Below are 26,015 nucleotides of genomic sequence, written 5' to 3'. Positions count from 1 at the left end.
GTCTCATATCGCCTCAATATGTTCCGAAGTCGAAAACGTGTCTATTATATCGAGCTCTGCGCCCGACAAGAAGCGTATTCGACGATATGCTGACGGGAAGTGACAAAATATGTCGCACTTTGCCCGTCCCTGTCCGGGTCCGTCCCTTAAGGGATCGGGACGCCCTCAGGCAAAAGGTGGCTCTCCGGTTCAATATGGACGTGGATTGTGGTGACGTCCGGCCCGAAATGCGCCTTAAGTGCGTTTTCAACACAATCACAGATGGCATGGGCTTCCGAGACGCGGGTGGCTCCGGGCACGACAAGGTGAAAGTCGATAAAATATTGTGTGCCGGATCGGCGTGCCCTGATGTCATGGGCCTGCAGGGCACCGCCGCCATGGGACGCAATAATCTCAGCGATTTTCTGCAAGGTGGCCGGGTCAGGCACTTCATCCATAAGCCCGGCAATGGAGGCGCGCATGACGCTGAACCCGATGCGCAGGACATTTAAAGCAATCAAGGCTGAAAGGATCGCATCAAGGCAGTAAAAGCCGGTAAGGGGAATGAGGGAGACGCCGATGATGAGAATGAGCGTCGTCCAGACATCGGCAATAATATGGTGGCCGCTGGCGATCACGGCCGGGGAGTTGATGCGCCGCCCTTGCCGCAGCAAAGTCAGCCCCCAGACGAGATTGACAAGACCACCGAGCGCATTGAACATGACGCCCTGCCAGGCGGCCAGATCTGTGTTCGGCGCTTTCCAATGTGTCCAGGCAGCGTAAAAAATGCCGAAGGCCGTCACGACAACCAGGACACCTTCAATAACGGTCGATAGATACTCGACCTTTCCGTGCCCGTAAGTGTGATTATGGTCCGGCGGAAGGTTGGAAATATGCAAAGCGGCGAGGGCAAAGGATGCGGCAACGACATTAATGACCGTCTCCAACGCATCGGAGAGAAGCGCCATACTGCCGCTGAGCCACCAGGCGAGCATTTTCAGGGTGAGGGCGACAAGACTGACGGCCAGAGTGCAGAGGCCGAGACGAATCTTCTGTTTCTCCATTGTTAGAGTCAGAAGTGTCATGGTGATGCGGGGGCCTGTCTGACATGCCCACAAGGGGGCGCGTCTGTGTCATCCTCCAATTGGAAGGTCGTATGGCCGATCCGAAAGCGTGTACGCAGCAAACCTGCTGCGGATTGCAGCAGATCATCCCGTGAGGCAATGTCGGCACTGACGACAAGATGCACGGTCAGGGCCGTTTCTGTCGTGCTCAGGGACCATATATGCATGTGATGTATCTGCCGGACCCCCGGCAGATCCCGAAGCGCCGCGCCAACAGCGTTGCTGTCAATATTCCAGGGTACCGCATCAAGCGTCATATCCAGCGAGGCGCGCAACAAACCCCAGCTTGAGACAACAATCAGGACGGAAATGACCAGACTTACAACCGGGTCAAATATGGACCAGCCTGTCAGCAGAATGGCGACGCCGGTGACCGCGACGCCAGTGGAGATCGCGGCATCCGACACCATATGCAGGAAGGCGCCACGCATATTCAGGTCATCATGACTCCCCCGCATGAGTAACAGGGCCGTGCTGCCATTGACAATAAGGCCGATGAGCGCGGTAATAATTACGCCACAACCGGGCACGTCCTGAGGGTGCAAAATGCGCATGATTGCACCAACGACGATTCCGCCCGTCACGAAGAGCAGCAGCATGGCATTGCCAAGGGCGGAGAGGATAGTGGATCGTTTCAATCCGTAAGTAAAACGCTCCGAGGGTTCCCGCCGCGCGAGATTATAGGCCAGCCACGCCCCGCCGAGTCCGAGCAGGTCGGAGAGATTATGCCCGGCATCTGAGATCAGGGAGAGGGAGTTGATCCATAAGCCGCAAATCGCCTCACCGAAGACGAAAATCGTATTGATGGTGAGGTAAATGAAGAAAATTCGACCGAAATCACTTGGCATGTGATGGTGATGTCCACCACCCTCTCCATGATGATGAGTCGCGTGATCACGATCATGATGGCCATGGTGATCGTGCACCGCGCGATTTTCGTCGCAGGGTCGGGACACATTGGACATAGCCGGAGATGATCTTTCCGGGTCAAGTGATTCAGACATGTGTCACCTTCAGGAATATCTTACGAAAGTCACGTTGCAGCAACGTGAGAAATTTTCAAGAGGCGCGGGGCCGGCGGGGGCATCCGCATACCGCGCTGCGGCGCCGGGACAAGCCGCCGATCGACATTAGAAAACGGCGCGATCACCTTTTACCCCCCCTTGGCCGGAATGTGTTAAAGAGCGCGTGAGCCATCCATTACTGAGCGTTTCGCACGCACTATGATCCGTGTCACTGAAATCCGCCTTCCGCTTGAGCACGGTGAGGACGCCATCAGAAAAACCGTGGCAGCGCGGCTGGGCGTTGATGAACAGGAAGTGCGCGAAATCACGATCGCGCGCCGTGGCTATGATGCGCGCTACAAAATCGGATCATGCTCGTCTACCATATTGATTGTTCCGTCGATAATGAAGCCGAAATCCTTGAGAAATGTCAGGGTGATGATCGCACCGCGATGCGCGTGATGCCGACGTCCGCGCATCAATATGATGTGCCTTCCGCGCCGCACCCGCCGCAGCGTCCCGTCGTGATCGGCGCCGGACCTTGCGGCCTGATAGCGGCACTTGTTCTGGCGAAGGCAGGTCTTAAGCCTATCATTATCGAGCGGGGTAAAAAAGTCCGGGAAAGGACGGTGGACACGTTTGCCTTCTGGCGGAAAGCTGAACTCTCGCCGGAAAGCAATGTCCAGTTCGGGGAAGGTGGAGCCGGGACATTTTCGGATGGCAAGCTTTATAGCGGCGTCAGCGACCCGCGGCATCTTGGCCGCTTCGTGCTGGAGACCTTCGTTAAAGCCGGTGCGCCGGCGGAAATCCTCTATCTTTCAAAACCGCATATCGGCACATTCCGGCTTGTCACGATGGTTGAAAATCTCAGGGCGGAGATTGAGAGGCTGGGCGGCACTTACCAATTTAACAGCCGCGTCGATGGCATCAGGGTGGATGCGCAGAAACGTCTGACAGGGCTTGACCTTGCCGATGGCAGCCACATCGCAACGCGCCATGCTGTCTTCGCTTTGGGCCATAGTGCGCGGGATAGTTTTGATATGCTTCACGGAGCCGGGTTGGCCATGCATGCCAAACCTTTTTCCATCGGCGTTCGCATTGAGCATCTGTAATCCGTCATTGATGCGGCGCGGTTCGGCCCCTCAGCGGGTCATCATCTACTGGGCGCTGCCGATTACAAGCTCGTGCATCGCGCCGCCAATGGGCGATCTGTCTATTCCTTCTGTATGTGTCCCGGTGAAACCGTCGTGGCGGCCACGTCGGAGAGGGGGGCAGGGGGGCGGTGGCGACGAATGGGATGAGCCAATATTCCCGTGCTGAACGAAACGCCAATGCGGGGATCGTCGTCGAAGTCAAACCTGACATCGACTTCCCAGATAATGTTCTTGGCGGGATAGCCTTTCAACGCCGTTGGGAGCAGGCAGCTTTCAAGGCTGCCGGGCGCAATTATTCTGCGCCCGCCCAGAAAGTCGGGGATTTCCTCGCAGGGCGAGCGTCGACGGATCTCGGTGCGGTGATCCCCTCCTACAAGCCGGGCGTGACGCCGGCTAATCTGCGGGACTGCCTTCCGGATTTCGCGATTGACGCCATCAGGGAGGCATTGCCCGTATTTGACGCGAAAATCCCCGGCTTTTCGATGGATGACGCCGTCCTGACCGGGGTTGAGACGCGTACATCCTCCTCCCTCCGTCTTGATCGAGACAAGACCGGGCAAAGCCCTTCGATCCGAGGGATTTTCCCGGCTGGGGAAGGGGCGGGCTATGCGAGGGCATTCTCTCCGCAGGGATTGACGGCATACGTGCGGCGGAATTTCTCGCGGGGGCGTTGCGGGAATAGACCCCCTCTCCCTGACCTGCGACATCGCCGATAAAATCACATTCTTGACTGAAAATAACATTAAAACATCACGTCACCGGCGTAAAAAACTTAAAATTTGTGAAATCTACTACTTTACAGGAAAGATTTCCTTCTTTATCTGGCGAGATACGATATTTTTCTCATTGATTAAGGCCAGATATGAGCGCGAATGCCCCGTCCGTCGACATGACCAACGCTTCCATCAAGCCGGAGGAAGCCACGCATGGCGCGTTGCGGACACGGTTGGACCGTATCTTTAATGATCCGGATCAAGTGGTTGAAGATGGCGTGCGCGGTGTTCTGCTGGCTTATCCAGACGTTATTGCGGCGACGTCGAACCCGCGCGTGCTGAAACGCGCCCGTCCGGCGACGCGTCGCAAGGTCGGGATCGTCACAGGGGGTGGGTCAGGGCATGAACCGGCCTTTCTTGGCTATGTCGGCCCCGGAATGCTAGATGCTGTGGCAGTGGGTGAGATTTTTTCCTCCCCGACCGCGCTCAGTTTTCTGAATGCGATGCGCGAAGCGGATAATGGGGCGGGTGTGGCGTGCCTCTTCGGCAATTATGCGGGCGATACCATGAATGTGCGCGTGGCGGTGCGCGACGCTCAAAATGTGGGCATCAGTGTGAAAACGGTTGTCGCCACGGATGATGTGGCTTCCGCACCAGCCAGTGAAGCTGATCGTCGCCGCGGCGTCGCAGGCGAGATCCTGATGTGGAAGATCGCGGGCGCGCGAGCGGAAGAGGGGGCCTCCCTCGATGAGGTAATCGCTGTCGCGGAAAAGGTGATCCGCCACACGCGTTCCATCGGGGTGGGGCTGACGCCCTGCACCATTGTCGCGAATGGTCATCCTAATTTCTCAATCGCGCTCGGCACGATGGAAGTCGGGATCGGCCATCATGGGGAGCCCGGCGTTTCTGTTCAGAAACTGGGCAGCGCGCGGGAAATCGCGCAATTAATGATCGACCATCTCCTCCCCGATCTGCCTTTTGCAAAAGGGGATCGTGTGACCGTTCTCCTCTCCGGCCTCGGGGCCACGCCTGTCATTGAGCTCTACACGCTTTACGCGGAGATTGCCGATATCCTTGCGGAAAAGGGCATCATGATCGCGCACCGCTTCGTCGGTAATTACTTCACGTCGCTTGAAATGAAGGGCGTGACGCTGACGCTCATGAAGATGGATGAGGAGCTTGAGCGCCTCGTTAAAGCACCGGTGGAATCCATCGGCCTGACCCAGATCGGGCCTGCAGCGTCTAAAGGTGCCGCAGCCAGCGTCGCGGTGGAAGCACCTGTTGCCACGCTGACGCCGGACCATCAAAGTGCCGCGGCGGAGAAAGAAACGGCGCGTTATCTGCCGGAAACCGGCATCGCTCTAGCGGCGACAACCGGGATTGTGCCCGCACTCGTCACGGCGATTACCAATGCACGTGAATGGCTGAGTGAAATCGACGGAAAAATCGGGGATGGTGATCACGGCATCAACATGGCCAAAGGTTTTTCGCGGTGTGGGGAACGTCTCGGCGCAACGCCGCCCCCGATGGGTGAGGGGCTCGCCATCCTTTCTGACAGTTTGATGGCGGGCATTGGCGGCTCTATGGGGCCGCTTTACGGGCGGTTTTTTGAGGGGATGGCGCAATGTCTTGAGGGCGCGCGCTTTCTGGATGCGAAATTATTTGGTCAAATGCTGGGGGCGGCGCTGGCGGGCATTAACAGTCTGGGCAATGCGCGTATCGGTGATAAGACCCTTATTGATACGCTGCAGCCCGCTGTTGAGAGCTTCAACACGGCATTGCAACAGGGTCAGGATTTCAGCCAAGCTCTGGACGCCATGTCGGAAGCTGCTGAGAAAGGGCGTGACTCGACCATCGACCTTGTCGCGCGTATCGGGCGCGCCAGCCGACTGGGGGAACGCTCACGCGGTGTGCTGGATGCGGGCGCAACATCCTGCTGCCTGATTTTGCAGACAATGGCGACGTCATTAAAGCCGCTCACAATCTGAGAGGATTGACCGAGTCGCAATTTGCGCCAAGCTTATCCCGTCAGGTGATGAATAAGGGAAATTCATCACCTGAAGTTTCATCAAGATTTGTTCAGCGGCCTGCGGACATGCAGAATGTCGCATGAAAGGGTAAAAGCTCTGTTGTGAAGGCGGAGCGCGGTTTTTGGCATGTCCTGATCGCCTTATCAATCTATAAAAGGCTGGGCACCTGTTCGCCCGCCCTGCCAGGCAGGTCGCGCTTGACGGATACGAATTTCCTGTCAAGTGTCTGGACGTTTCAAAGGTGAATATTTAATTACGGGCAGAACATTCCAATTTTGACACGCGCGCATTATCTCATAATGAATATCGTTTGCAATTCGCGCGCGGGGTCGTCATTCCATGCTCACCTTAGACAGTCTGCTGCCCGGCCATTCCGGCAAGATCGCCAAAGTTCAGGAAGTCGGGCAGGAGGATGTCGTTTCACGTCGATTGGGGGAGCTCGGCTTCATCCCTGGTGCCGTTGTCAAGATATTGGCGGTCGGACCTTTCGCCCGTGACCCTATTGCCCTCCGGGTGGGTGCCTCCCGCTTCGCGTTGCGCAGAAGTGAGGCGCGGCGTGTGACGATGGAAAGCCATGATGCCTCGTTAAGCGGGCCGGATGAAAAAAAGAGCGCCGCGCTTTGAGCGGCGCTCTCCCTGCATCGAGTCCCTCGCCGCGACGCGTCGCGCTCGTCGGCAATCCGAATAGCGGCAAGACATCTCTTTTCAACCAATTAACGGGGAGCCGTCAGAAAGTCGCCAATTACGCGGGTGTGACGGTTGAGCGGAAGGAGGGGCGTGTCACTCTGCCTGATGGCAGCCATGTCCGACTGCTTGATCTGCCCGGCGCCTATAGTCTTCAGGCCACCTCGCCCGATGAGGCAATCACCCGCGATGTCTGCCTCGGTCAACATGCGAAAGAGGCCAAGCCGGAACTGATCATCTGTGTCATTTCGGCCAGTAACCTGCGTCTGCATCTTCGCTTCTTACTCGAACTGATGCAGATTGGCTGTCCGATCATCGTGGCGCTTAATATGATGGATGAAGCGCGACGCCAGAATTTCGAAATTGACATTGCCGGGCTTGAAGCGGCGCTCGGCGTCCGGATCATCCCGACCGTCAGCCTGCGGAAATCCGGTGTGTCGGCCTTACGCCACGCTTTGGCCGCGCCGCCGGAGAGTCCTCCAGCGCGTGAGGCGGCCCCGATTTATGCGCAGGTTGATGCGTTGATGTCGCAATACACCAATGAGTCTGTCGCAGGGGATAATCAGCTGACAGACCGCATTGATCGCGCCGTTCTCCATCCTGTCTGGGGGATGGCGCTTCTCTTCATCGTTTTGTTTATCATGTTTCAGTCGGTCTTCACGCTCGCCCAACCGGCGATGGACTTTCTGGAAAACGCGTTCTCCCGCCTAGGCGCGGCGATCGTGACGCCGCTCCCCGATGGGGCGCTGCACAGCCTGCTGCAAAATGGCGTGATCGCCGGGGTGGGGAGTGTCGCGGTTTTTCTACCGCAGATCCTGGTGCTTTTCTTCTGGATTATCGTGCTGGAGGAGAGTGGTTACCTGCCACGCGCCGCCTTTATGCTGGACCGCCTCATGGCGTCGGCCGGGCTGAGTGGAAGGTCGTTTATCCCCCTCCTCTCCAGCTTTGCCTGCGCGATCCCGGGGATTATGGCGGCGCGAACGGTGCAGCACCCGCGGGACCGCATTGTGACGATCATGATCGCGCCTCTCATGACCTGCTCCGCGCGTCTTCCGATTTACGCTCTGCTGATCGCCGCCTTTATCCCGCGTCACGTTTATTTCGGCTTTATCGGTTTGCAGAGCCTCGTATTGTTCGGGCTTTACGCCCTTGCCATCCTCAGCGGCATCATCGCCGCGCGCGTTCTGACGCGGGGGGCGGCGGCGGAAGAGCATATTTTAATGCTTGAACTCCCGCCTTATCACTGGCCGAACCCGCGCGCCGTCCTTATCGGGTTGCTTCAGCGTGCCCGCATTTTTCTCACCCGTGTCGGCACGGTGATTGTCTCCCTTAACGTGCTTTTATGGGCGCTTTCCTGCTTTCCGCCCCCGTCTGTGCACGCGACGCAGCCCGCTATTTTTTATTCGCTTGCGGGTAAGATTGGCCATTGGATGCTTCCGGTCTTTGCGCCGATCGGGTTTAACTGGCAGATCTGCGTGTCGCTTATTCCGGGCCTGGCAGCACGCGAGGTGGCGGTTTCCGCCCTCGCGACGGTTTATGCGCTCAATGCCACGGAGGATACGGCGGCCACTGTTCTTGGCCCGCTTTTATCCGCACAATGGAGCCTCGCCACAGCGTTGAGCCTGCTGGCGTGGTATGTCTACTCGCCACAATGTTTCTCAACGCTCGCCGTTATGCGTTGTGAGACAAATTCCTTCAAAATTGTCGCGAGAACGGCACTCAGCCTTTTTGCACTTGCTTATATCGCCTCACTTCTTACCTATCATATGACACGCTTTTTAGGGGGCGCATGAAATATGTGGGAAGATCTGGCCGTTGGTACCGTACTTTTCGGCGCTGCATTTTATTGGGTGAAAAAGGTGATCCCTGGCTTTATCTGCCGGCGTGTCGCACGTCCCGCAGCGACGTCTGACGGGCAGGGCGCATGTTTGCGATGTTCAGGCTGCGGGTCAAATTCCGGCGGGTGTCACTGAAGACGTTGTAGGAAAGTCATGCTGAGTATGGCGCTGTCGTCAGGGTCGCGCACACAGCAAATGACCATTTAATTGCGCAAAAAAGCACGGATGAAGGCGGACTTTGGGTCACGCTTCAACCGCACTTCTCAGAACCTCATGGTGTCAGGCTTTTATCGGTGCTTGGAAGCCAGAGCGTCCTTGACGTTTTTCGCTGAAGAATAGGAAAGCTTTTTGGATGCGGCGATGTTGATGGTTTCGCCGGTCTTGGGATTACGACCCTGACGCGCAGCCGTCGTGCGAACCTGGAACTTGCCGAAACCCGGGATAGAGACTTCTTCACCCTTCCGGGCGGCTTCGATGATGCTGGACCATACTGTATCAAGGGCCTTTTTGGCGTCGGCTTTGGTGCCGCCGGTCGCGGAGGCAATGCGGTCAATCAGATCGGTGGACTTCATAGCTATCCTCTTTCGTTAAAATCGGTCTCTTGAGCCATAATCCGTGTGGCGCGAGTAAACAAGGTGGGAATCAGTCGTCCACGCGCCCAAGCTTCGGATAAACTTTGATCGCGTAACGCGATAAGGCAACGCGATATTTTGAGGGGGGTTCAAGGGTGAGGTGGGAAAACTTCACGTGCCCCGATATTTTACGCTGTGACGTCTCTATTTTGTCCCGACAGGCGCAGGATTGTAAGAAATCGTAAGGATTTGGCCGTCCCTGCGTCGTGAGGTGACGTTTACAAACTAAGCTGTCAGATTTTAACAAAACTCCCCGGCAACCAGTCCCCGGTGCAATCAACGTCGTCACTTTGCGGCAACATCGTCAAATTAATTGAGACGCGTTGCGCAGTATGTGATTTTCTCCGGATTAGGCTGCACGCTACGGTTGAATAGCCCTGCAATCTTCCCGTGTTACGACATTAATTCGACGAAACATGACATTGTGAGGCGGCGGCAGCGCGATCGTCCCGTGCTGTTTTCCGAGCACTCACAGAGTCGCCACGCCACGATGAGACATTGTGAAATATCAAAGCTTCCCCCTTCATGCGTTCCATATGAAGCGACGCGTATATTTCACTGAAAAATCGGACTCGACTTAACATTTTCAATGTCTAAGCGAATACGTAAAATCGCTCACGTGATATGAGAAGAGTAATATTTATTCATTAAGAAAAAGATACTGCCCTCCCGGGATTGAGCTGAAATAAAAACCACACATGCCGCGATCACCCTGTCAGCCTGGCTGAATTGTAAGCCACTTTAAAGGAGGTGATCTCATTGATTTTATGAAGAAATCCTCACGGATCTGGGTTAGATTGCGTCCACAAGGGGCGGCAGGCGCCTTTCAGGAAGGACAGATGAGATGTCGAAAATAGATGCCACATTCGATGCGCAGTTCCGCGCCGCGCTGAACGGTCTGAAGGCCGATGGCAGCTACCGGATCTTTGCGGAGCTGGAGCGCCGCGTCGGCCATTTTCCCAAAGCCTACCATCATGGGCTGAAACGCGATGTAACAATCTGGTGCTCAAACGACTATCTCGGGATGGGTGAGCATAAAGAGGTGCTGACCGCGATGCACGCGGCGCTGGACCAGTCTGGTGCAGGGGCGGGTGGCACGCGGAACATCGCCGGCACCTGCCATGAGCATGTCTTGCTGGAGCAGGAACTCGCCTCCCTGCACGCTAAGGAAGCGGCGCTTCTATTCAATTCCGGCTATCTCTCCAACTGGGCGACGTTGGGCACGATCGCGGCGCGCCTCAAAAACTGTGTGGTGCTTTCCGATGCGCAGAACCACGCTTCCATGATTGAAGGCATCCGCCATTCCCGGGCGGATAAGCGCATATTCCGCCATAATGATGTGGGTGATCTTGAGCGTCACTTAAGTGAACTCCCCGCCAATGTGCCGAAAATCGTCGCTTTTGAGTCGGTATATTCAATGGATGGAGACATCGCCCCGATTGCGGAGATCTGTGATGTCGCGGAACGTTACGGCGCGCTGACCTACCTTGACGAGGTCCATGCGGTGGGCATTTATGGCCATCAGGGTGGCGGCGTCGCGGAGGAGCGCGGCCTGTCCCACCGCATCTCCGTCATTGAAGGCACGTTGGGGAAGGGCTTCGGTGTTGTGGGTGGGTATATCACCGGCTCAGCCGCATTATGTGATTTTGTGCGCTCTTTCGCTTCCGGCTTCATCTTCTCCACCGCGCTGCCCCCGATGATCGCTGCAGGTGCTCGCGCGAGTGTCCGACATCTGCGCCAAAGCTCGGTTGAGCGTGAGGGGCAGAGAGCGGCGGTGCGCTACCTCCGGCGATGTCTTGACGATGCCGGAGGTAGCGCACCTTGCCAATCCGTCTCATATCATCCCGGTGATGGTCTGCGATGCGAAGGAATGCCGCGCGATTTCCGATGCGCTCCTGACGCGCTACGGCCATTACATTCAGCCGATCAATTATCCCACCGTGCCGCGCGGGCTTGAGCGGTTGCGGATCACGCCAGGCCCGCTCCATAGTAAATCGGATATTGATGAGTTGGTCGCGGCGCTGAAGCAATTATGGTCTGAGCGTCCCGGGCTTTCTCAGGTAGGATGAAATACCCGATGATGCCGGGAAACGGGGCTGTAAAGGGGCGGAAAACCGTCAGATTTTCTCAGAAAAGGGCCAGAAAACCTTAAAATCGCGTCCCGCTGGTGGGAACATGTTAAAAACTCGATTGTATTGCTCTTATAGATGACCAAATCGGGACTCGCCCATCATTTCATGGGCGGGGAAGGATGGCCGATGAACGCACGACGCCATGAGCAAACATTGGAAGAAACGCGGGTCCGCAAAGAGATTTCGCGTCTGGCCGCGATGCTGCGCGCATCGTCCCCCGAAACGACTTTCACAATCGCCGTGCGCGGCGGAGATGATGCGTTTATAGAGACAAGCACGGCGCAGCATGTCGGCGTCGGCGCGGGTCGAGAAATCAAGGCGCTGCTACAATCCGGCCCGAAAGGGCCCTCAGGCGCGGACAATATCATTTCAGATGTCCTCACCGAAACGCTCGATCGCGTAAAAACGCGTATCTTTCGTGCGTCTCAAGGTGCCATCGTCGCGCTGATTGCTGTCCCTGACCATAGAGAGGCCCGTCAGCCCGCGTCGGACGCTAAAATAGGCACATATGTGCGGGAATTGGTCGCGGGGCTGGGCCACCAAGATGCGAAGCCGCCGACTAAAGTCAGGCAGACATCGCGCGTTGCTTTCGGGTGCCTTGCATGGGATGAAGCGCGGCAATGCGTGCGCGGCGATGACGCGGCGGCGTCCATGCTCGGCCTGACAGCACAGATCCTCTATGATGGCATGACGCTGGAAAAATTTTCCCGCTCTTTGGCACTTCCGGATGCTTTGATGTCAGCGGGGTCGGGGAGCGCGTCCATCCATCATCTGAAGGTGGACGGGGCGGACGGAGATATTTTTCATTTCTTCGTATCAAAAACATACAGGCTGCTGGAATGCGATCTTCTGCCGTCGAGAGGCGACGCGCGCGGCCCGCGATATGGAGGATGCCCTCCTCACGCAATTGATGCAGGGCACGAGTGACGGGTTTTGTCTGCTGGATCGACAGGGGCGGGTCATCTTTACTTCCGGGGATCGCATCGCCACCCTGTCGAGCTTTCCCGGCACGCAGCAATTCGGGACGGACTGGTCCGGCCTCTGGATGGGGCAGGGTCGTGCTTCCGCACCCCACATTATCGAGAAAGCTCTCGAAAATCACCCCGGACAGATTGAGGAATATGCGTTCTCAGCCGATGGCACATTGCATCGCTGGCGCGCGCGGGTCGTGCCGATATCTCTTCCGCGTGGGGGGCATAAAAGCAACGTCATTTACCTTATGTGCAGTTCACGCGACATGATAGCCTCCACCCAGGATCATGAGCGCCTTGAGCTCGCATCCTATGCCGGCGCGATCTCCGGCGGGTGGATCTGGGACATCAAAGCCCGCCTGCTGCATGGGGATCCGCGTATGGCGGCGACCCTGGCTTTTCCGGTTGGAGAGATGTCTTCCGGCGTGAGGTTGCGGCAGTTATTGCGGCGGGTGGCGGGCGATGACCGTACCGTGCTCCTCTCAGCTTTGCGGAAAAGCCTGTCATCGCTCGGGAGGCTTCAATGCGAATTCCGGGGCCGTACGGCGGATGGGCAGGGCTGGATCTGGACGATCACGGATGACCTCCTGGCCTCTGTGGGGCTGGATGGCCGATTACGCCACGTTAATCCGAGCTGGGCGCACTGCGCCGATCTGGACCGCGCGCAATATAAGGATGAAATGCTGGCCAGTTTTGTCCGCCCCCAGGATCGGCAGAAAATTGCGGAGATGTTACAGGCGCTGGCCGCCAATCAGGGGGAGCGCAGCGCGGACCTACGTCTGAGGTTTGACGATAATTCCTGGCACACATTCAATTGGACGAACTTCCGTGACGATGATGAAATCTTTCTCATCGGGCGCGATATTACGGAGCGAATTATCCTTAAAGACCAACTTCGTCAGTCACAGAAAATGGAACCCGTCGGCCAGCTGACGGGCGGGCTCGCCCATGATTTCAATAATATCCTCGGAGGGATCAGCGGCGCGCTCGGCCTCATGCGGCGGCGGATGGCGCGCGGGCAGATTGAAGGGCTGGAGCGCTACATTAACGCGGCGCAGGAAGCGACGGACCGTGCGGCGGGGTTAACCCCATCGTCTGCTGGCTTTCTCACGGCGGCAAACGCTTGACCCGACAGTGACAGATGTGAATGAGCTGGTCAGCGGGGTGGCTGAATTCCTTCGCCGAACGATTGGCCAAGCCGTGCGCCTCAAGCTGCGTCTCGATGCAAGGTTGGGGCCTATTCTGATTGATCGCAACCAGCTTGAAAATGCCATCCTCAATCTGGGCATTAATGCGCGCGATGCGATGCCGGAAGGGGGGGACGGTGACCATATCAACCCGATCTGACCCACCTCCCGAAGAAGGGAAAGACGCTGTGCGCTTCATGTGCCTGACTGTCGCCGATACAGGCGTGGGCATGACGCCGGAGGTCATGGCCCCGGGCCTTCGACCCGTTTTTTACGACCAAGCCGATCGGCAAAGGCACCGGGTTGGGGCTGCATGATATATGGGTTCGCCTCGCAATCGGGCGGCAGGGTGGAGATCGAGTCCGCACCAGGGGCCGGGACGAAAGTGCATATCTGGTTTCCCCTTTATATCGGAGAGAAACGACCCGTCGCCCAGGGCACCGCGCGCCGCCGAAGCCCGACGGAGGTTGATTTATCCCATCTGCGCCTTCTCCTCGTGGAGGATGACGTGACATTGCGCTTCACCTTGGAGGAAACGCTCCGTGACCGGGGGATCCATGTCGAGACGGCGGAAACGGGAAGTTAGGCGATGGCGCTTCTGGCGGATGAGGATCGCCGTTATGATGTCCTGATGACCGAGTCGGTCTCCCGGGCGGCGTTAATGGGGGCAATTGGCCGACGAAGCGCGCGCCCGCAAGCAGCATCTCTCAGTTCTCTTTATGACAGGCTATTCGGAGCAGACTGTTTTTTCAGATCAGAGCTTCGATGAGTCCACGCAGATCCTCTTCAAGTCCTTCACGACGGAAATGCTGGATGAAAAATTGAGCCGCATCGTTGAATATATGAATCGCAGGCTGAATAATTGATTAAATTGTGACCGCTTTCGGAGTGGACGTGGCCTTAAAGCTCCTGCACGATGAGGATTTTTAACGTCTTCGTCTTCACATTTCCGAGGGTACATTTATGCTTCGCCGTTCTTTGACGCAACGATTTGCCTTGCCCGTTCTGGCCAGTCTCACGCTCGTTGCCTGCCAGAAGGCACCTGATACGACTCAGGTCGCGCCTCTGCCCAACGGGCCTCCTTTCCGTCCCGCCGCCACCGGCGCCTGGCAGCCTGGCGCAACTACAGGATCAACGGATTTTCGCGGCGACCCGCCAGTGGAAAGATTCCCCGCGCTGGAAACTCGCCGTCAATGATGACGATTATACGTTGGACCACGCTCTCAGGAATTTTTCCTGCGCGGCCGGGTTTGATATCGACACGGCCAAGGCACCGCATCTGCGCAAACTTGTCCGGGATGTTCTGAGCCTCGAATCACTCACGATGGTCGCCCTGAAGCGCCACTTTGCCCATCAGCGCGCGTTTGTCGGCAATAATGCGCCGACTGCATGGTTCATAAAGCGGCGCTTGGCTCCTTCCGCTCCTACCCGTCCGGGCATACGATGATGGGGACGACGCTCGGCTTCCTGCTCGCATCCCTGATGCCGGATCACGCTGATGCGTTCTACATGCGTGCCCGTATCTACGGGGAAAGCCGTATCGTCTGCGGCGCACATTGGGCCTCAGATGTTGAAGCAGGCTATCGCATCGCCGCGCAGCAGATCTTCCTCATCATGATGCGGCCTGAAATCAAGGCGCAGCTCCCGGCTGTCCGGAAAGAACTTGAAGTTCTCCATGCAGCTAACGGTAAAACCGGACGCGGCGCAATGCGCGTTGGAGAAAGAGGCGAACACGCATTCTCCCAACCGCTTGCCATAAAGTCACGGGCCTTTCTGTCCTGATCATGATCCGCGTGTTGCATGATATGGGTGCAACACGCGGATCACACCTCCTGTCTTCGTTGATCGGCGAAATCTGATCCGCTCACGCTGGTTTGTCCATGCCGACGCGGCGGTTGGATCGGGTTGCGCATGTCTTAACCGATGGATGAGAAGTCGGGTCCTCCGGTACGCATAACGTCCTCATTTTGCCAGCAAATCGCGTGAAGCCGCAAAAAGCAAATCATTAAAATTTGTAATCAGCGAATTAGACAAAAACATTAAAGAAAATTTATAATATCCCTCTAATAACAAATAAAAAGGGATAAAAATGCCTCTCTTCACAAAAAAGTTCCTGCTGTCGGCGTCGGCTCTGACAGTTTTGGCCTTAGGGGTCAGTCAGCCTGTGAGCGCTGATACAGATAATATGTCGGATAATGCGCCGCCCAACGGCTACCTGATTATCCTGGCGCCGCCTGCCGCAAAAACGGAGGCCCTCCGACGAGATCAGCAGATCTTCAACGAGACGCGAAAGTGGAAAGGCTCGCCGCGATGGGAACCGGCGACGATCGATGATGATTTCTCTCTTCCCGCTGTGATCCAAAATTTCTCATGTGCGCTCGATTTGAAAATTGACCTCACCAAAACGCCGAAGCTGAACAAGCTGATGAGTGACGTCATTGCAATTGAGGGGCCCAGGACAAATGTGGTCAAGGCGCGATGAGCGCGTGTGCGGCCTTATGTCGGGTATGAGAAGTGCCTCTTTGTATCAAGGATCGTGTGACGAAAGATCACAATCGCTCCTATCCCTCAGGCCATACAGTGCGCGGTAATATTGTGGCCTTTGTGCTATCCGTTGTCATGCCGGAGCGGGCGGAGGAAATCCTCGCGCGGGGGCGAATTTTTGGCGAGAGTCGCATTGTTTGCGGCGTGCATTGGTCGACAGATGTGGTGGCTGGCTACAGTTACGCTGCGGGCCTCGTCCCGCCATTCTGAGTCGACCAGAAATTCAGGCGCAGATCCCGGCCGTGCGTGCGGAATTATTGGCACTGAAGCAAAGCCTCAACGCGCCGGAACAGTGCATTTGCGAATTGGAAAAAACCGGCAACACAATAAGCCCTTTCCGCGTCCCCTGATCGCAGGACGCGTGTGATGTGAAATCGGCTTCCTCTCACACGTGCCCCTTCCGGCTCTGCGCCGTCGCACCTGCGAATGACTCATCGCCGGTGCGGGGCGCAGGGTCAGATCTTGGTTTGGATATAGTCGATGAAAGTCTCGGCGGCGCGCCCCGGGCCGGAATCCGAGGAAAGCGTCAATGATGAATCGTCCGAGATTTCAAATAGCGCATCGACACCGGTGAAATGCGCGATCTTCCCGGCGCGGGCGGCGGCATAAAGGCCCTTCGGATCACGCGATTCACAAATATCGGCCGAAGTATCGACAAAAATTTCCGAGAAGGGTTGCCGATAATCTCCGAAGCCAGGGCGCGTTCGGATTTCATGGGCGTGACAAGCGCCACCAGCACGATATGACCCGTTTCCGCAAACATGCGCGCGACATGGGCCGTCCGGCGGATATTTTCCCGACGATCCTCCTGTGAGAAACCGAGATCGCTATTGAGCCCGGCACGCAGACTGTCACCATCAAGTACGACGCAACGCTGCCCATCTCGGAATAAGCGGGCCTCGACTTCCCGCGCGATTGTGCTTTTGCCCGCGGCGGGGCGACCGAAAAGCCAGAAAACATGTCCCTGACGCTCTCCCGCGGCACGTCGCGCCTCGGAGGAGATCACGCTTTCCGTCGGGTGGATCGTATGAGACGGGTCGGAAATTTCCGCCGCACCGATCAGGGGTGCGCCGCCGACGATCTGTTGATATTGGTCGACCAGCACGCCACGCCCATCATTGAGACCGGGTGTGAAAAATGTCGAAAAGCACCGCATGGGCGGTCGTCAGGGCGATGGTCGCAAAGCCCTCAGGCCCGACCATATCGGCCTTCTGGAGGGTCATATCCTCAAGATTGACGACGGAATCAATGGAGGCGACGGTCACTGGATATTCCGCAGGCCCGAGGCGGAGGGTCAAGCGCTCACCGCGTTTGAGGCCCTCCTGACGCAGCCAGAAGACACGAGCCTGAATCCGTGCTGACCGGACCGGGCGCGGCATGTCTTCATCCGGATTGAACAGCAGATCTCCGCGATCCGGCACGATATCCGGCTCCAGGCGCAAAACGATGGATTCCCCGGGCCCGGCAACGGGCAGGGCTGGCACGTGCCAGCGAGCGATTTCAGCGACGCGGGCGGTCTGGCCCTGCGTACCGATGGAGATTGATGCCCCTTCGCGAATAATGCCACGATCAACGCGGCCGACAACGTATCGCGTCTCGTCGAAGCGATAAACATCCTGCACCACCATACGGAAGCCCAGGCGCGCACGCGGCGCGGGCGGGGGCATTGGCCAAAGCCTGCACCAGGGTCGGGCCTTTGTACCACGGGCTGCGATCAGATGGTGCCGCAATATTGTCCCCATCCCGCGCGGAGGCCGGGATGACCGCATCGACGGACACATTTAACTGCGCCAGAAGCGCACGGATCGCTTGCTCAGCCGTTTCAAGGCGCGTGGCATCAAACGCGAGCACATCCGCCTTATTCATCAGAACAATCACATGTCGGATGCCGATCAAATGCAGCAACATGGCATGGCGACGAGTCTGCTTCTGCGCGCCTTCCGCTGCGTCGACAACGAGGACGGCGGCTTCAGCATCCGCCGCGCCGGTGATCATATTGCGCAGAAATTGCCGGTGGCCGGGCGCGTCCATAATGACGAAATCGCGCCCCTTAAACTGGAACGGAATGCGCGTTGAGTCGACTGTGACACCCTGATCGCGCTCAATCTGGAGGGAGTCGAGAAGGAAGCTCCACTCAACGGGTCGCCCGCGCTTCTGGCTCTTTCAACAATCTGTCCCAGCCGTCCTTCAGGGAGGCTGTCTGTATCATGCAGAATCCGCCCGATCAAAGTTGATTTGCCATGATCGACATGGCCGACGATTACAATGGGCGTCGCCGCATTGCGGGCTGTGTTTTCCGCGGGGTGAGGCGCTGTCATAACTGTCATTTTTAGAGATACCTTGCGACGCGGAGGCGCTCAAACGCGTCCTCTGACTCATGATCCATCGCGCGGCCTGCACGCTCGGATGTCCGACTTGATTGGAGTTCGGCAATGATGTCCTCAAGTGTGGCAGCATCGCTTTCAACCGGGCTGGTGATGTCCTGATCACCGAGAGAATGGTAACGCCGGCCATTTTTTGAGAAATACAGATCGACAACCGGAATGTTCTCCCGCTGGATATATCGCCAAATGTCAATCGCACGCCAGGAGAGGAGCGGATGCACACGGATATGCATGCCCGCTTCATGCGGCGTGGCATATTGATCCCAGAATTCGGGCGGTTGGTTGCGGACATCCCATTGGTGCCCGGCGCCCCGGGGGCTGAACACGCGCTCCTTGGCGCGAGTGGCCTGCTCATCCCGGCGGATACCGGCAATGACGCCGCGGAATTTCTGCTCTTCAATCAAAGCGGCGAGACCAGCCGTCTTCCGCGCGGCGGAGCGTGCCGCCGGGGGCAGGCTGGGATCAATCTCTTCAACAGGCGGGCAGTCTCTGACAACAAGATCGAGATTCCATTTTTTGGCGTATTCATCCCGGAAAGCATACATTTCGGGAAATTTCTTGCCCGTATCGACATTAAGCGCGGGGAAGGGCACGCGACTCATGAAGGTCTTGCGTGCCAGCCATATCATCACATTACTGTCTTTGCCCAGGGACCATAACATGCCCAGCGGGCGCAATTTGCGATAAGCCTCGCGCAGGATGAAAATGCTTTGCGCCTCTAACTGATCGAGATCATCCAGTGCGCGTGGCGCCATGTCAGAAGTCATACGGTGCTCCGGTCTGCGGGGGTGAGGTGGATGCCGCATTCTGTTTTGACATGCCCGGCCCAACGGCCTGCGCGCGGGTCTTCCTCCGGGCGGACAGCGCGCGTGCAGGGCGCGCAACCTATGGAGGTAAAACCAAATCCGGTCAAAGGGTGTCGCGGTAGATTGCACCGACGGATTTCCTGCTCAATATCCGCGCGGGACCAGTTACTGAGAGGGTTGATGCGCGACCAACTCTCCCGGTAGCGCAGCGTATTGAGGAAGAGGACCGGCGTCGACGGATCAATTTCCGCGACCATACTGAGGAGAAGGGCGGACTCCGCGCCGAAAGACGACGTCACCGCCAGGCAGCCGCGCAACATCCTGACCGCCGTTTCAAGCACGGTATCATTCGGCACTTCCCGCAATGCGGAAATTTCTTCGAGAGAGAGAGTGGTATGGCCGCCTCGTTAGAATTTATAAACTTTATGTAAGCAAAAGCTAATCACTCATGACAAAACGTTCAATAGGTAAAATGCATCAAATAACGGCTTCTTATCGTTGAATAGGCCGCAATTTCACGACTTCACCGATGATTGTCATGGTGGGTGAGGCAATCCCGTTTTGTGTCACGATTTCGGGAAGCGCTTCAAGTGTCGTGATGAAGACGCGCTGCGATTCCTATGTTCCCTTCTCGATAATAGCGGCTGGCCAGTCCGGCGGTAGCCCGTGTTCCACAAGTTTCCGTGCCAGTGTGGCAAGCGGGGTCAGGCCCATATAAATGGCGAGGGTTTGACCTTTTTTGGCGAGTGCGCCCCAATCCAATGCGAGTTCCTGCCCTGATTTGGCGTGACCCGTGACAAAAATGCAGCTCTGCACATAGTTGCGATATGTCAGGGGGATACCGGCAGAAGCGCCGCAGCCATTTGCCGCGGTGATACCCGGTATAATGCGCACAGGGATGTCCTGCCGCATCAAAGCATCCATTTCCTCCCCACCGCGCCCGAAGATAAATGGATCACCCCCCTTGAATCGCAGGACGCGCAGGCCCTGACGTGCCTTCTCCGCGAGGATCTGCGTGATCTCCGTTTGAGGCAAAGTGTGGTGACTGCGTTTTTTGCCTACAAAAATACGCTCGGCATCGCGGCGGAGACGGTCAAGAATGGCATCGGGGATCAGTTGGTCATAAAGGACGCAATCGGCATTCTGCATGGCGTTCAGGGCGGCGAGTGTCAGGAGGTCCGGGTTACCCGGGCCGGCACCGACGAGCCACACTTCGCCCATTTTTCCTGTCCCGGCGGTCTCTTCAGCGACAGAATTTTCAAGTGCTATCCGGGCGGCTTCCGCATCGTCTTTTTCCGCAGCGACACGTCCGCCGGAATCGAGAAAGCGCTCCCACGCATGACGGCGCTGCGTGATGTCGGGCAGGGCATCGCGTATCCAGGCGCGCTGACGTTTCATAAATTGCGCGAGGCGCGCCACGCCGTGGGGGAGGCTCGCTTCAATCTGCGTGCGCAGCCGTCGCGCCAGAACCAGGGCGGCACCCCCGGAGATGATCGCGACCTGAATGGGCGACCGGTCGATAATGGCGGGTGTGATGAAGCTTGAGGGCGGAATGTCATCCACCACGCAACAGGGCACGCGGCAGTCACCAGCCCATGCGGCGAGCTGCCGGTTATAAGCCGCATCCTCCGTCGCGATGAAGATCAGCCGCGCTGCTTCAAGGCAGACACGGATGGATGATTCATCTCTTTCCTCACCCGCAAGATGAATTTGCCCCGCCTCAATGTGGGCGCGGAGTTCCGGGAGGGGGTTGGTGGTGAAAATCCGTATATCTCGGGCGCGTGAGACGAGGAGACGCGTTTTATTGGCGGCTGCTATGCCGCTACCGACCACCATGCAAGGCGCGTCATCGACGCGCAGTGCCACGTGCAGATATTGGGGTTCGTCAAAATCCGAATGCAACTGTGCCTGTTTCCTGTCTGTACCTTCTGACGGGTAAAATCACGTCAGAACCACTGCGGACACAGATAGGATGGATGGGCCTGATAAAAGGCGCTTTCAGAATAAAGCGTGGTGGGGCGGCTTTCGGCGCATGCTTTATTCAGTCACATATTCCCTTTGTTCATGCCTGACGCGCGGGGCATTTGGCAGAAAGCGGTGCCTATCGATTGAACCTCCCTGGGAAAAACAAGGTAAAGCGTGAAGCTGACACCGCACCCGACAAACCAGGATAATTTATTGAGCAGGGCGAGGGACGGCACGAAGGCACCGATGACGGCGAGGAACCCGCCAATGAGGAAGGCCAGTATGGCCGCAACGCTCCAGCCATGAAGCCCTTCATAAAGGCCGTGACGTCGGTAAAGGTCGGGTAGAAAAAGGCGCTGGCGTCTTCTGACGAAATAATCTGCCAGCATCACCCCGGTCACCGGCCCGAGAAGCCCGCTTATGATGTTGAGCAGCGCAAATACACTCGTGGCCTGGGTGAACCAGAGCCAGGGCATAAAAGTAAGGCCGAGAATGAGGACGAGATAGGCGCTTCGGTGGAAATCAAGCCGACGCGGCATGAGATTGATGAGGTCGTAACAGGCGGGCATGATATTGGCGACGACATTGACAGATAATGTTGCGATGACGATCGTCGCGCCGCCCAATAAGGTGACTGTCGTGTTATCCAGTGCGAGGAGCAGATCCACCGGGTTCCAGATCGCATGACCGAAAGTGATGACGGTTGCGGAGGTCGTCACAATCGCCATCGGGGTAAAAATCAGCGCCGTCACAAGCAGGCCGATAAACTGCCCGATAACCTGATCACGCTGGGATCGCACAAAGCGGGAGAGATCGGGCACATTGACGGCAAATGACACCCACATTCCCATAATGCCGGTGACGCCTCCCGCAAACGTGCCGGCAAAAGCCCAGCCATGAAGGTGTGAGGGCAGGGCGAAAAGCGGGCCAATGCCGTGACCGACAGATAACCCCCAGATGGCCGCGCCCGCACCCATGATGATGACGAGCGGGCCCGCCACCAGCTCAAACCGTCCGATGCTTTGGATGCCGTGATTCATGATCCAGCCATGTAGCGCCCAGATCAACGCCAGGGCGCACCATCCATGCATTGACATGCCGAGCCACGTCACGGAGAGCGTCTTCCATGCGGGCCAGACCGTCATCATAATGGCATCGACCGCCTGTGACGCGTCATAAGCCTGTACGGAAAACCAGAAGATGGCGCAGACGCCGCGTAATATGACCGGCAATTGCGCACCGACAGGGCCAAAGGCACTGTGGATCAGGACGCAGAAGGGCAGGCCATAACGTGTGCCGGAGACGGTATTGAGGCACATGGCGAGAAACAGCACCACATAGGCGACCGCTACGCCCTCCAGACATTCCACCGCTGAAAATCCGAGTGCCATCAGCCCGGCAGCAGCCTCATAAACGACGATATTATGCGCCATGCCCATCCAGATCGTGGCAAGATTCAGCCAGTTCCACGGGCGTCTGTCATGGGGGACGGGGGCGAGATCTTCATTATAGAGCTGCGGGTCGGGCGCGAGGGGAAGTGTCGTCAAAATCTTTCCTCCGGCAGGTCGCGTCGGGATGAAGAGCCACCCCGCGCCGGATGACAGGGCGGGGAAGGCACGTCACGATGCATGCAGGTTTCATGCTGGCACAGAATCTCATTTCGAAAAGAAATAATATGGCAAATTCTATGACGATGTTTTAATTTACCGTTTCGAGTAGGAAATGAGTGTGTCCTGATGAAGGATGCACGCCTGACCCACGCGAGAAATTTCGGATTCTGCCTCATTTCCGTGAGCAGGCTTCGACCGACAGTCAAGAAAACACGAAGATGGTGGTCGCATCATGTCCAACGCCCTGCAGGAATATTGTCGAGACCTTACCGGATATGGCGCGAAACCGCCTGATCCGTATTGGCCTGGGGGCGCCCGTACGGCGGTGCAGTTTGTCATTAATTATGAGGAGGGCGCGGAAAATGCCATTCTCCATGGGGACAGCCAGGCCGAAGCGTTTCTCTCTGAGCTCGTCGGGGCAAAGAACATCTCGGGGATGCGCAATATGCAGATGGAGAGCGTCTATGAATATGGCGCGCGTGCCGGGTTCTTGCGGCTCCATCGCATTTTCACGGACGCAGCCGCACCGGTCACGGTTTTCGGGGTTGCCATGGCTTTGGCGCGTCACCGGGAAGCTGTTGCGGCCATGCATGAAGCCTCGTCGGAGATTGCCTCACATGGTTATCGATGGATCGATTATCAGAATGTGCCGAAAAGCCTTGAACGTGAGCATCTGCGTGCGGCGATACGCATTCACCGGGAAGTAACAGGCGCCGCGCCAGAGGGGTGGTATCAGGGCCGCACCAGCCCGAACACAGCGCGCCTCGTGGCGGAGGAAGGTTTCTTCACTTATGACGCCGACTCTTATGCGGATGACCTGCCTTAATTATGATTGCCGTCATGAACGGGCACAATTGATCGTGCCCTATAGTTTCGACACGAACGACATGAAGTTTGTCGGATATAATGGCTTTACGGAAGGGGCGCAGTTTTACCGCTATCTGCGGGACAGTTTTGAGATGCTGCATCAGGAGGGCGGGAGAATGATGTCAGTCGGGCTCCATTGTCGCATAGCAGGTCGTCCCGGGCGGGCGCTGGCTGTCAGGCGGTTCCTTGATGACCTTAAATCACGATCGGATGTCTGGATCGCGCGTCGCATTGATATCGCCCATCATTGGCTGAAAAATTTCCCGCCGTGACGGGCGCGCGCTCTTCCATATTTCATGCGGGAGGCGCATCGCGTCACATGGGCGTTGCGTCAAGGAGGCGTTCAATGCAATCCGGGTCACTCAGCGTCGATAAATCCCCAAACCCGTCTCTCTCGCCACTTGCGATTTTTCGGAGGAGGCGGCGGACATTTTTGCCGGACCGTGTTTTGGGCAGATCATCCACGACATAAATATGTTCCGGCACCGCATAACGCCCAATCCGACGGGAGACGATCTGGCGTGCATGTTCCGGCAGCATGTCGGCCTGCGCCGCATTTCGCGGCACGATGAACACCACGACGGCCTGGCCTTTCAGGGAATAGGGTATTCCGATGGCGGCACATTCCGCAATATCACGATCATCGGCCAGAACATCCTCAATTTCAGCAGAACCGATGCGATGCCCAGAAACATTAATCACGTCATCAACGCGGCCGGTAATCCAATAATGACCATTTCCGTCGCGTCGCGCCCCATCGCCGGTGAAATAATATCCGGGATAGGGGGCCAGATAGATTTTCTGGAACAATTCATCATTTTTCCAGATGGAAAGCGCGCGTCCGGGCCATGGGCGGCGGATACATAAGACGCCCTCACCTTCATTTTCGCGTTCCTGACCATCCGGGCCCAGCAACACAGCGTCAATACCGGGCAGCGGCAAGGTGACGGCGCTCGGTTCACCCTCAATGATGCCGGGGACGGGAGAGATCATGATGCCCCCCGTCTCTGTCTGCCACCATGTATCCACAAGATGGCAGCGATTGCGGCCAATGACCCGATAGAACCACTCCCATGCCTCTCGGCTGATCGGTTCACCGACGGAACCCAGCACGCGCAGGGAGTTCAGATCGCACTCACCCGGCACATCATCACCCTCCCGCATCAGGGCGCGGATCGCGGTGGGGGAGGTATAAAAACTCGTGACGCGATATTTCTCAATCACGCGCCACCATTGGCCAGGATCGGGGTAGGAGGGAATGCCCTCATAAATCAGGATTGTCCCGCCATTACAGAGTGGCCCGTAAGCCACGTAACTATGCCCGGTAATCCAGCCGAGATCAGCCGTGCACCAGAAGACATCACCCTCACGATGGTCAAAAACCACATTCTGGGTGAAGCTTGCCCAGGTGAGGTAACCGCCCGTGCCGTGCACGATGCCTTTCGACTTGCCCGTGCTCCCCGAGGTATAAAGCAGAAAAAGGGGATCATTCGCATCGCGCGTGACGCAGGGAAGCGCATCCGGCGCTGCGGTGATGAGGGGGCAAGGAGATGGTCTCGCTCTTCCTGCATCGGCACGTCCTCATGCGTTACAGACATGACGAGTATGGTCTTGACCTGGTCGGGTGAAAGGTACGTCAACGCCACATCAATTGTTTTCTTGAACGGGACGCGCTTCGGCCCGCGTCGACCGACATCGGCGGTGATGATAAGTTTGGCATCCGCATCTGCAATCCGGTCAGCGATGGCCTCGGCGGAGAAACCGCCAAAAAGCACCATATGGATCGCCCCGATCCGCGCACAGGCCAGCATCGCGATCACGCCCTCCGCAATGGCGGGGAGGTGGATCGCCACGCGATCACCCTCTTTCACGCCGACTTGCAGAAGGACGTTCGCCATACGGCAGACTTCCCGATGGAGCGCGCGGTAAGTTAGTTCCCGCTTCTCATCGGCCGCTTCTCCCTGCCAGATTAAAGCTAATTGATCACCACGCGTTTCAAGATGGCGATCCACGGCATTGAAGCAGGCATTTAGCTTTCCACCTTCAAACCAAAGGCCGGAAGCACTCAGAGCCTGCGTTGGCGCGGTGAACCATGCCAGGCGCATGGCGAGATCCATCCAGTGCGCGTCCGGGTTCAACGCCGCTTTTTGTTGCATCTCGTGCCATCGAAAAATCGGGGGGAGATGCTCAGGCGCTTCGACATTAGTTGGCGCGATGGATGTCATTCATGAAGCCCTTGATGATATGGGACGCCCAGCAATCCTGATTTGAAATCAACCGTCCGGAACGCGTATGACGCAGCACGTTATGTCTACATCCTCATTCAGCGGACCGTAAACCTTGCAATATTGCACGCACCCTGTCCACTCGCGTCCGGTGGGCGTTTCGCGT

General features: G+C 57.2%; 18 protein-coding genes and 6 pseudogenes. 15 read left to right on the top strand and 9 right to left on the bottom strand.

Annotated features, from left to right (window positions below; translation table 11 throughout):
• Nucleotides 1–146: 146 nt before the first annotated feature.
• A complete protein-coding gene (locus AAYR33_06920; GenBank protein XAO70780.1) occupies nt 147–1,064 on the bottom strand; it encodes a cation diffusion facilitator family transporter in 918 nt (305 codons plus the stop codon).
• Nucleotides 1,061–2,107, bottom strand: a complete 1,047-nt coding sequence (locus AAYR33_06915; GenBank protein ID XAO70779.1) for a cation diffusion facilitator family transporter — start codon at nt 2,105–2,107, stop codon at nt 1,061–1,063. Before AAYR33_06915 ends, AAYR33_06920 begins: the two co-directional genes overlap by 4 nt.
• Before the next feature lie 219 nt (nt 2,108–2,326).
• Here AAYR33_06915 and AAYR33_06910 point away from each other — a divergent pair.
• The 4 genes and pseudogenes from AAYR33_06910 (at nt 2,327) to AAYR33_06895 (ending at nt 8,481) form a co-directional block, all read left to right on the top strand.
• Nucleotides 2,327–3,943, top strand: a pseudogene (locus AAYR33_06910) (FAD-dependent protein).
• A 180-nt stretch (nt 3,944–4,123) separates the two neighbouring features.
• Nucleotides 4,124–5,962: a dihydroxyacetone kinase subunit DhaL gene (gene dhaL, locus AAYR33_06905; GenBank protein XAO70778.1), complete on the top strand. Its 1,839-nt coding sequence runs from the start codon at nt 4,124–4,126 to the stop codon at nt 5,960–5,962.
• Between the two features lie 381 nt (nt 5,963–6,343).
• A complete protein-coding gene (locus AAYR33_06900; protein ID XAO70777.1) occupies nt 6,344–6,628 on the top strand; it encodes a FeoA family protein in 285 nt (94 codons plus the stop codon).
• The gene (locus AAYR33_06895; GenBank protein ID XAO70776.1) at nt 6,625–8,481 is read left to right on the top strand and encodes a ferrous iron transporter B; all 1,857 of its coding nucleotides are present in this window, start codon (nt 6,625–6,627) and stop codon (nt 8,479–8,481) included. Before AAYR33_06900 ends, AAYR33_06895 begins: the two co-directional genes overlap by 4 nt.
• A 332-nt stretch (nt 8,482–8,813) precedes the next feature.
• On the opposite strand, the gene AAYR33_06890 is transcribed toward AAYR33_06895, so the two are convergent.
• Entirely contained in the window at nt 8,814–9,098 is a 285-nt protein-coding gene (locus AAYR33_06890; protein ID XAO70775.1) for an HU family DNA-binding protein, read from the bottom strand.
• Nucleotides 9,099–10,002: 904 nt separating this feature from the next.
• Here AAYR33_06890 and hemA point away from each other — a divergent pair.
• From hemA to AAYR33_06840, 10 genes and pseudogenes are all read left to right on the top strand, one after another.
• A pseudogene (gene hemA, locus AAYR33_06885) lies at nt 10,003–11,227 on the top strand (5-aminolevulinate synthase).
• Nucleotides 11,228–11,416: 189 nt separating this feature from the next.
• Nucleotides 11,417–12,217 carry a hypothetical protein gene (locus AAYR33_06880; protein ID XAO70774.1) on the top strand — a complete coding sequence of 267 codons (801 nt, stop codon included), beginning with the start codon at nt 11,417–11,419 and terminating at the stop codon, nt 12,215–12,217.
• Entirely contained in the window at nt 12,174–13,388 is a 1,215-nt protein-coding gene (locus AAYR33_06875) for a PAS domain-containing protein (protein ID XAO70773.1), read from the top strand. Before AAYR33_06880 ends, AAYR33_06875 begins: the two co-directional genes overlap by 44 nt.
• A gap of 37 nt (nt 13,389–13,425) precedes the next feature.
• The gene (locus tag AAYR33_06870) at nt 13,426–13,608 is read left to right on the top strand and encodes a hypothetical protein (protein XAO70772.1); all 183 of its coding nucleotides are present in this window, start codon (nt 13,426–13,428) and stop codon (nt 13,606–13,608) included.
• A 153-nt stretch (nt 13,609–13,761) separates the two neighbouring features.
• Nucleotides 13,762–14,034, top strand: a complete 273-nt coding sequence (locus AAYR33_06865; GenBank protein ID XAO70771.1) for a hypothetical protein — start codon at nt 13,762–13,764, stop codon at nt 14,032–14,034.
• An 85-nt stretch (nt 14,035–14,119) separates the two neighbouring features.
• Nucleotides 14,120–14,314 (top strand): hypothetical protein, encoded by a 195-nt coding sequence (locus AAYR33_06860; protein ID XAO70770.1) that lies wholly within the window; start codon nt 14,120–14,122, stop codon nt 14,312–14,314.
• Between the two features lie 158 nt (nt 14,315–14,472).
• Nucleotides 14,473–14,895, top strand: a complete 423-nt coding sequence (locus AAYR33_06855; GenBank protein XAO70769.1) for a hypothetical protein — start codon at nt 14,473–14,475, stop codon at nt 14,893–14,895.
• Complete coding sequence (locus AAYR33_06850) at nt 14,892–15,230, top strand: hypothetical protein (GenBank protein ID XAO70768.1); 339 nt, start codon at nt 14,892–14,894, stop codon at nt 15,228–15,230. The genes AAYR33_06855 and AAYR33_06850 overlap by 4 nt, the downstream gene beginning before the upstream one ends.
• Before the next feature lie 403 nt (nt 15,231–15,633).
• The gene (locus AAYR33_06845; GenBank protein XAO70767.1) at nt 15,634–15,930 is read left to right on the top strand and encodes a hypothetical protein; all 297 of its coding nucleotides are present in this window, start codon (nt 15,634–15,636) and stop codon (nt 15,928–15,930) included.
• Between the two features lie 56 nt (nt 15,931–15,986).
• Entirely contained in the window at nt 15,987–16,202 is a 216-nt protein-coding gene (locus AAYR33_06840; protein XAO70766.1) for a phosphatase PAP2 family protein, read from the top strand.
• Between the two features lie 245 nt (nt 16,203–16,447).
• Here the strand turns inward: AAYR33_06840 and cysC are convergent.
• The 5 genes and pseudogenes from cysC to AAYR33_06815 all read right to left on the bottom strand — a co-directional run bounded on the left by cysC (nt 16,448) and on the right by AAYR33_06815 (nt 22,694).
• Nucleotides 16,448–18,319: pseudogene (gene cysC, locus AAYR33_06835) on the bottom strand (adenylyl-sulfate kinase).
• A 2-nt stretch (nt 18,320–18,321) separates the two neighbouring features.
• The gene (gene cysD, locus AAYR33_06830) at nt 18,322–19,116 is read right to left on the bottom strand and encodes a sulfate adenylyltransferase subunit CysD (protein XAO72424.1); all 795 of its coding nucleotides are present in this window, start codon (nt 19,114–19,116) and stop codon (nt 18,322–18,324) included.
• 23 nt (nt 19,117–19,139) lie between these two features.
• On the bottom strand, nt 19,140–19,502 hold the full coding sequence (locus tag AAYR33_06825; protein ID XAO72423.1) for a phosphoadenosine phosphosulfate reductase family protein: 363 nt from the start codon (nt 19,500–19,502) through the stop codon (nt 19,140–19,142).
• 172 nt (nt 19,503–19,674) lie between these two features.
• A pseudogene (gene cysG, locus AAYR33_06820) lies at nt 19,675–21,084 on the bottom strand (siroheme synthase CysG).
• Between the two features lie 143 nt (nt 21,085–21,227).
• Nucleotides 21,228–22,694: an NCS1 family nucleobase:cation symporter-1 gene (locus AAYR33_06815; GenBank protein ID XAO70765.1), complete on the bottom strand. Its 1,467-nt coding sequence runs from the start codon at nt 22,692–22,694 to the stop codon at nt 21,228–21,230.
• Nucleotides 22,695–22,989: 295 nt separating this feature from the next.
• On the opposite strand from AAYR33_06815, the pseudogene puuE reads away from it, so the two are divergent.
• Nucleotides 22,990–23,896: pseudogene (gene puuE, locus AAYR33_06810) on the top strand (allantoinase PuuE).
• A gap of 43 nt (nt 23,897–23,939) precedes the next feature.
• On the opposite strand, the pseudogene acs reads toward puuE, so the two are convergent.
• Nucleotides 23,940–25,780, bottom strand: a pseudogene (gene acs / locus AAYR33_06805) (acetate--CoA ligase).
• Nucleotides 25,781–26,015: the final 235 nt, after the last annotated feature.

This window comes from Acetobacteraceae bacterium (assembly GCA_039613835.1).
Classification (GTDB): Bacteria; Pseudomonadota; Alphaproteobacteria; order Acetobacterales; family Acetobacteraceae; genus Sorlinia.
The sequence above is the reverse complement of the archived record's forward strand: the minus strand, read 5'-3'. Positions and strand labels throughout refer to the sequence as shown.

Bases quoted from the DNA above. Each gene is read 5' to 3' on its own strand.
- AAYR33_06920 (XAO70780.1), bottom strand. From the start codon at position 1,064: ATGACACTTCTGACTCTAACAATGGAGAAACAGAAGATTCGTCTCGGC.
- AAYR33_06915 (XAO70779.1), bottom strand. From the start codon at position 2,107: ATGTCTGAATCACTTGACCCGGAAAGATCATCTCCGGCTATGTCCAAT.
- dhaL (XAO70778.1), top strand. From the start codon at position 4,124: ATGAGCGCGAATGCCCCGTCCGTCGACATGACCAACGCTTCCATCAAG.
- AAYR33_06900 (XAO70777.1), top strand. From the start codon at position 6,344: ATGCTCACCTTAGACAGTCTGCTGCCCGGCCATTCCGGCAAGATCGCC.
- AAYR33_06890 (XAO70775.1), bottom strand. From the start codon at position 9,098: ATGAAGTCCACCGATCTGATTGACCGCATTGCCTCCGCGACCGGCGGC.
- AAYR33_06880 (XAO70774.1), top strand. From the start codon at position 11,417: ATGAACGCACGACGCCATGAGCAAACATTGGAAGAAACGCGGGTCCGC.
- AAYR33_06875 (XAO70773.1), top strand. From the start codon at position 12,174: ATGGAGGATGCCCTCCTCACGCAATTGATGCAGGGCACGAGTGACGGG.
- AAYR33_06865 (XAO70771.1), top strand. From the start codon at position 13,762: ATGATATATGGGTTCGCCTCGCAATCGGGCGGCAGGGTGGAGATCGAG.
- AAYR33_06850 (XAO70768.1), top strand. From the start codon at position 14,892: ATGATGGGGACGACGCTCGGCTTCCTGCTCGCATCCCTGATGCCGGAT.
- AAYR33_06845 (XAO70767.1), top strand. From the start codon at position 15,634: ATGTCGGATAATGCGCCGCCCAACGGCTACCTGATTATCCTGGCGCCG.
- AAYR33_06825 (XAO72423.1), bottom strand. From the start codon at position 19,502: ATGTTGCGCGGCTGCCTGGCGGTGACGTCGTCTTTCGGCGCGGAGTCC.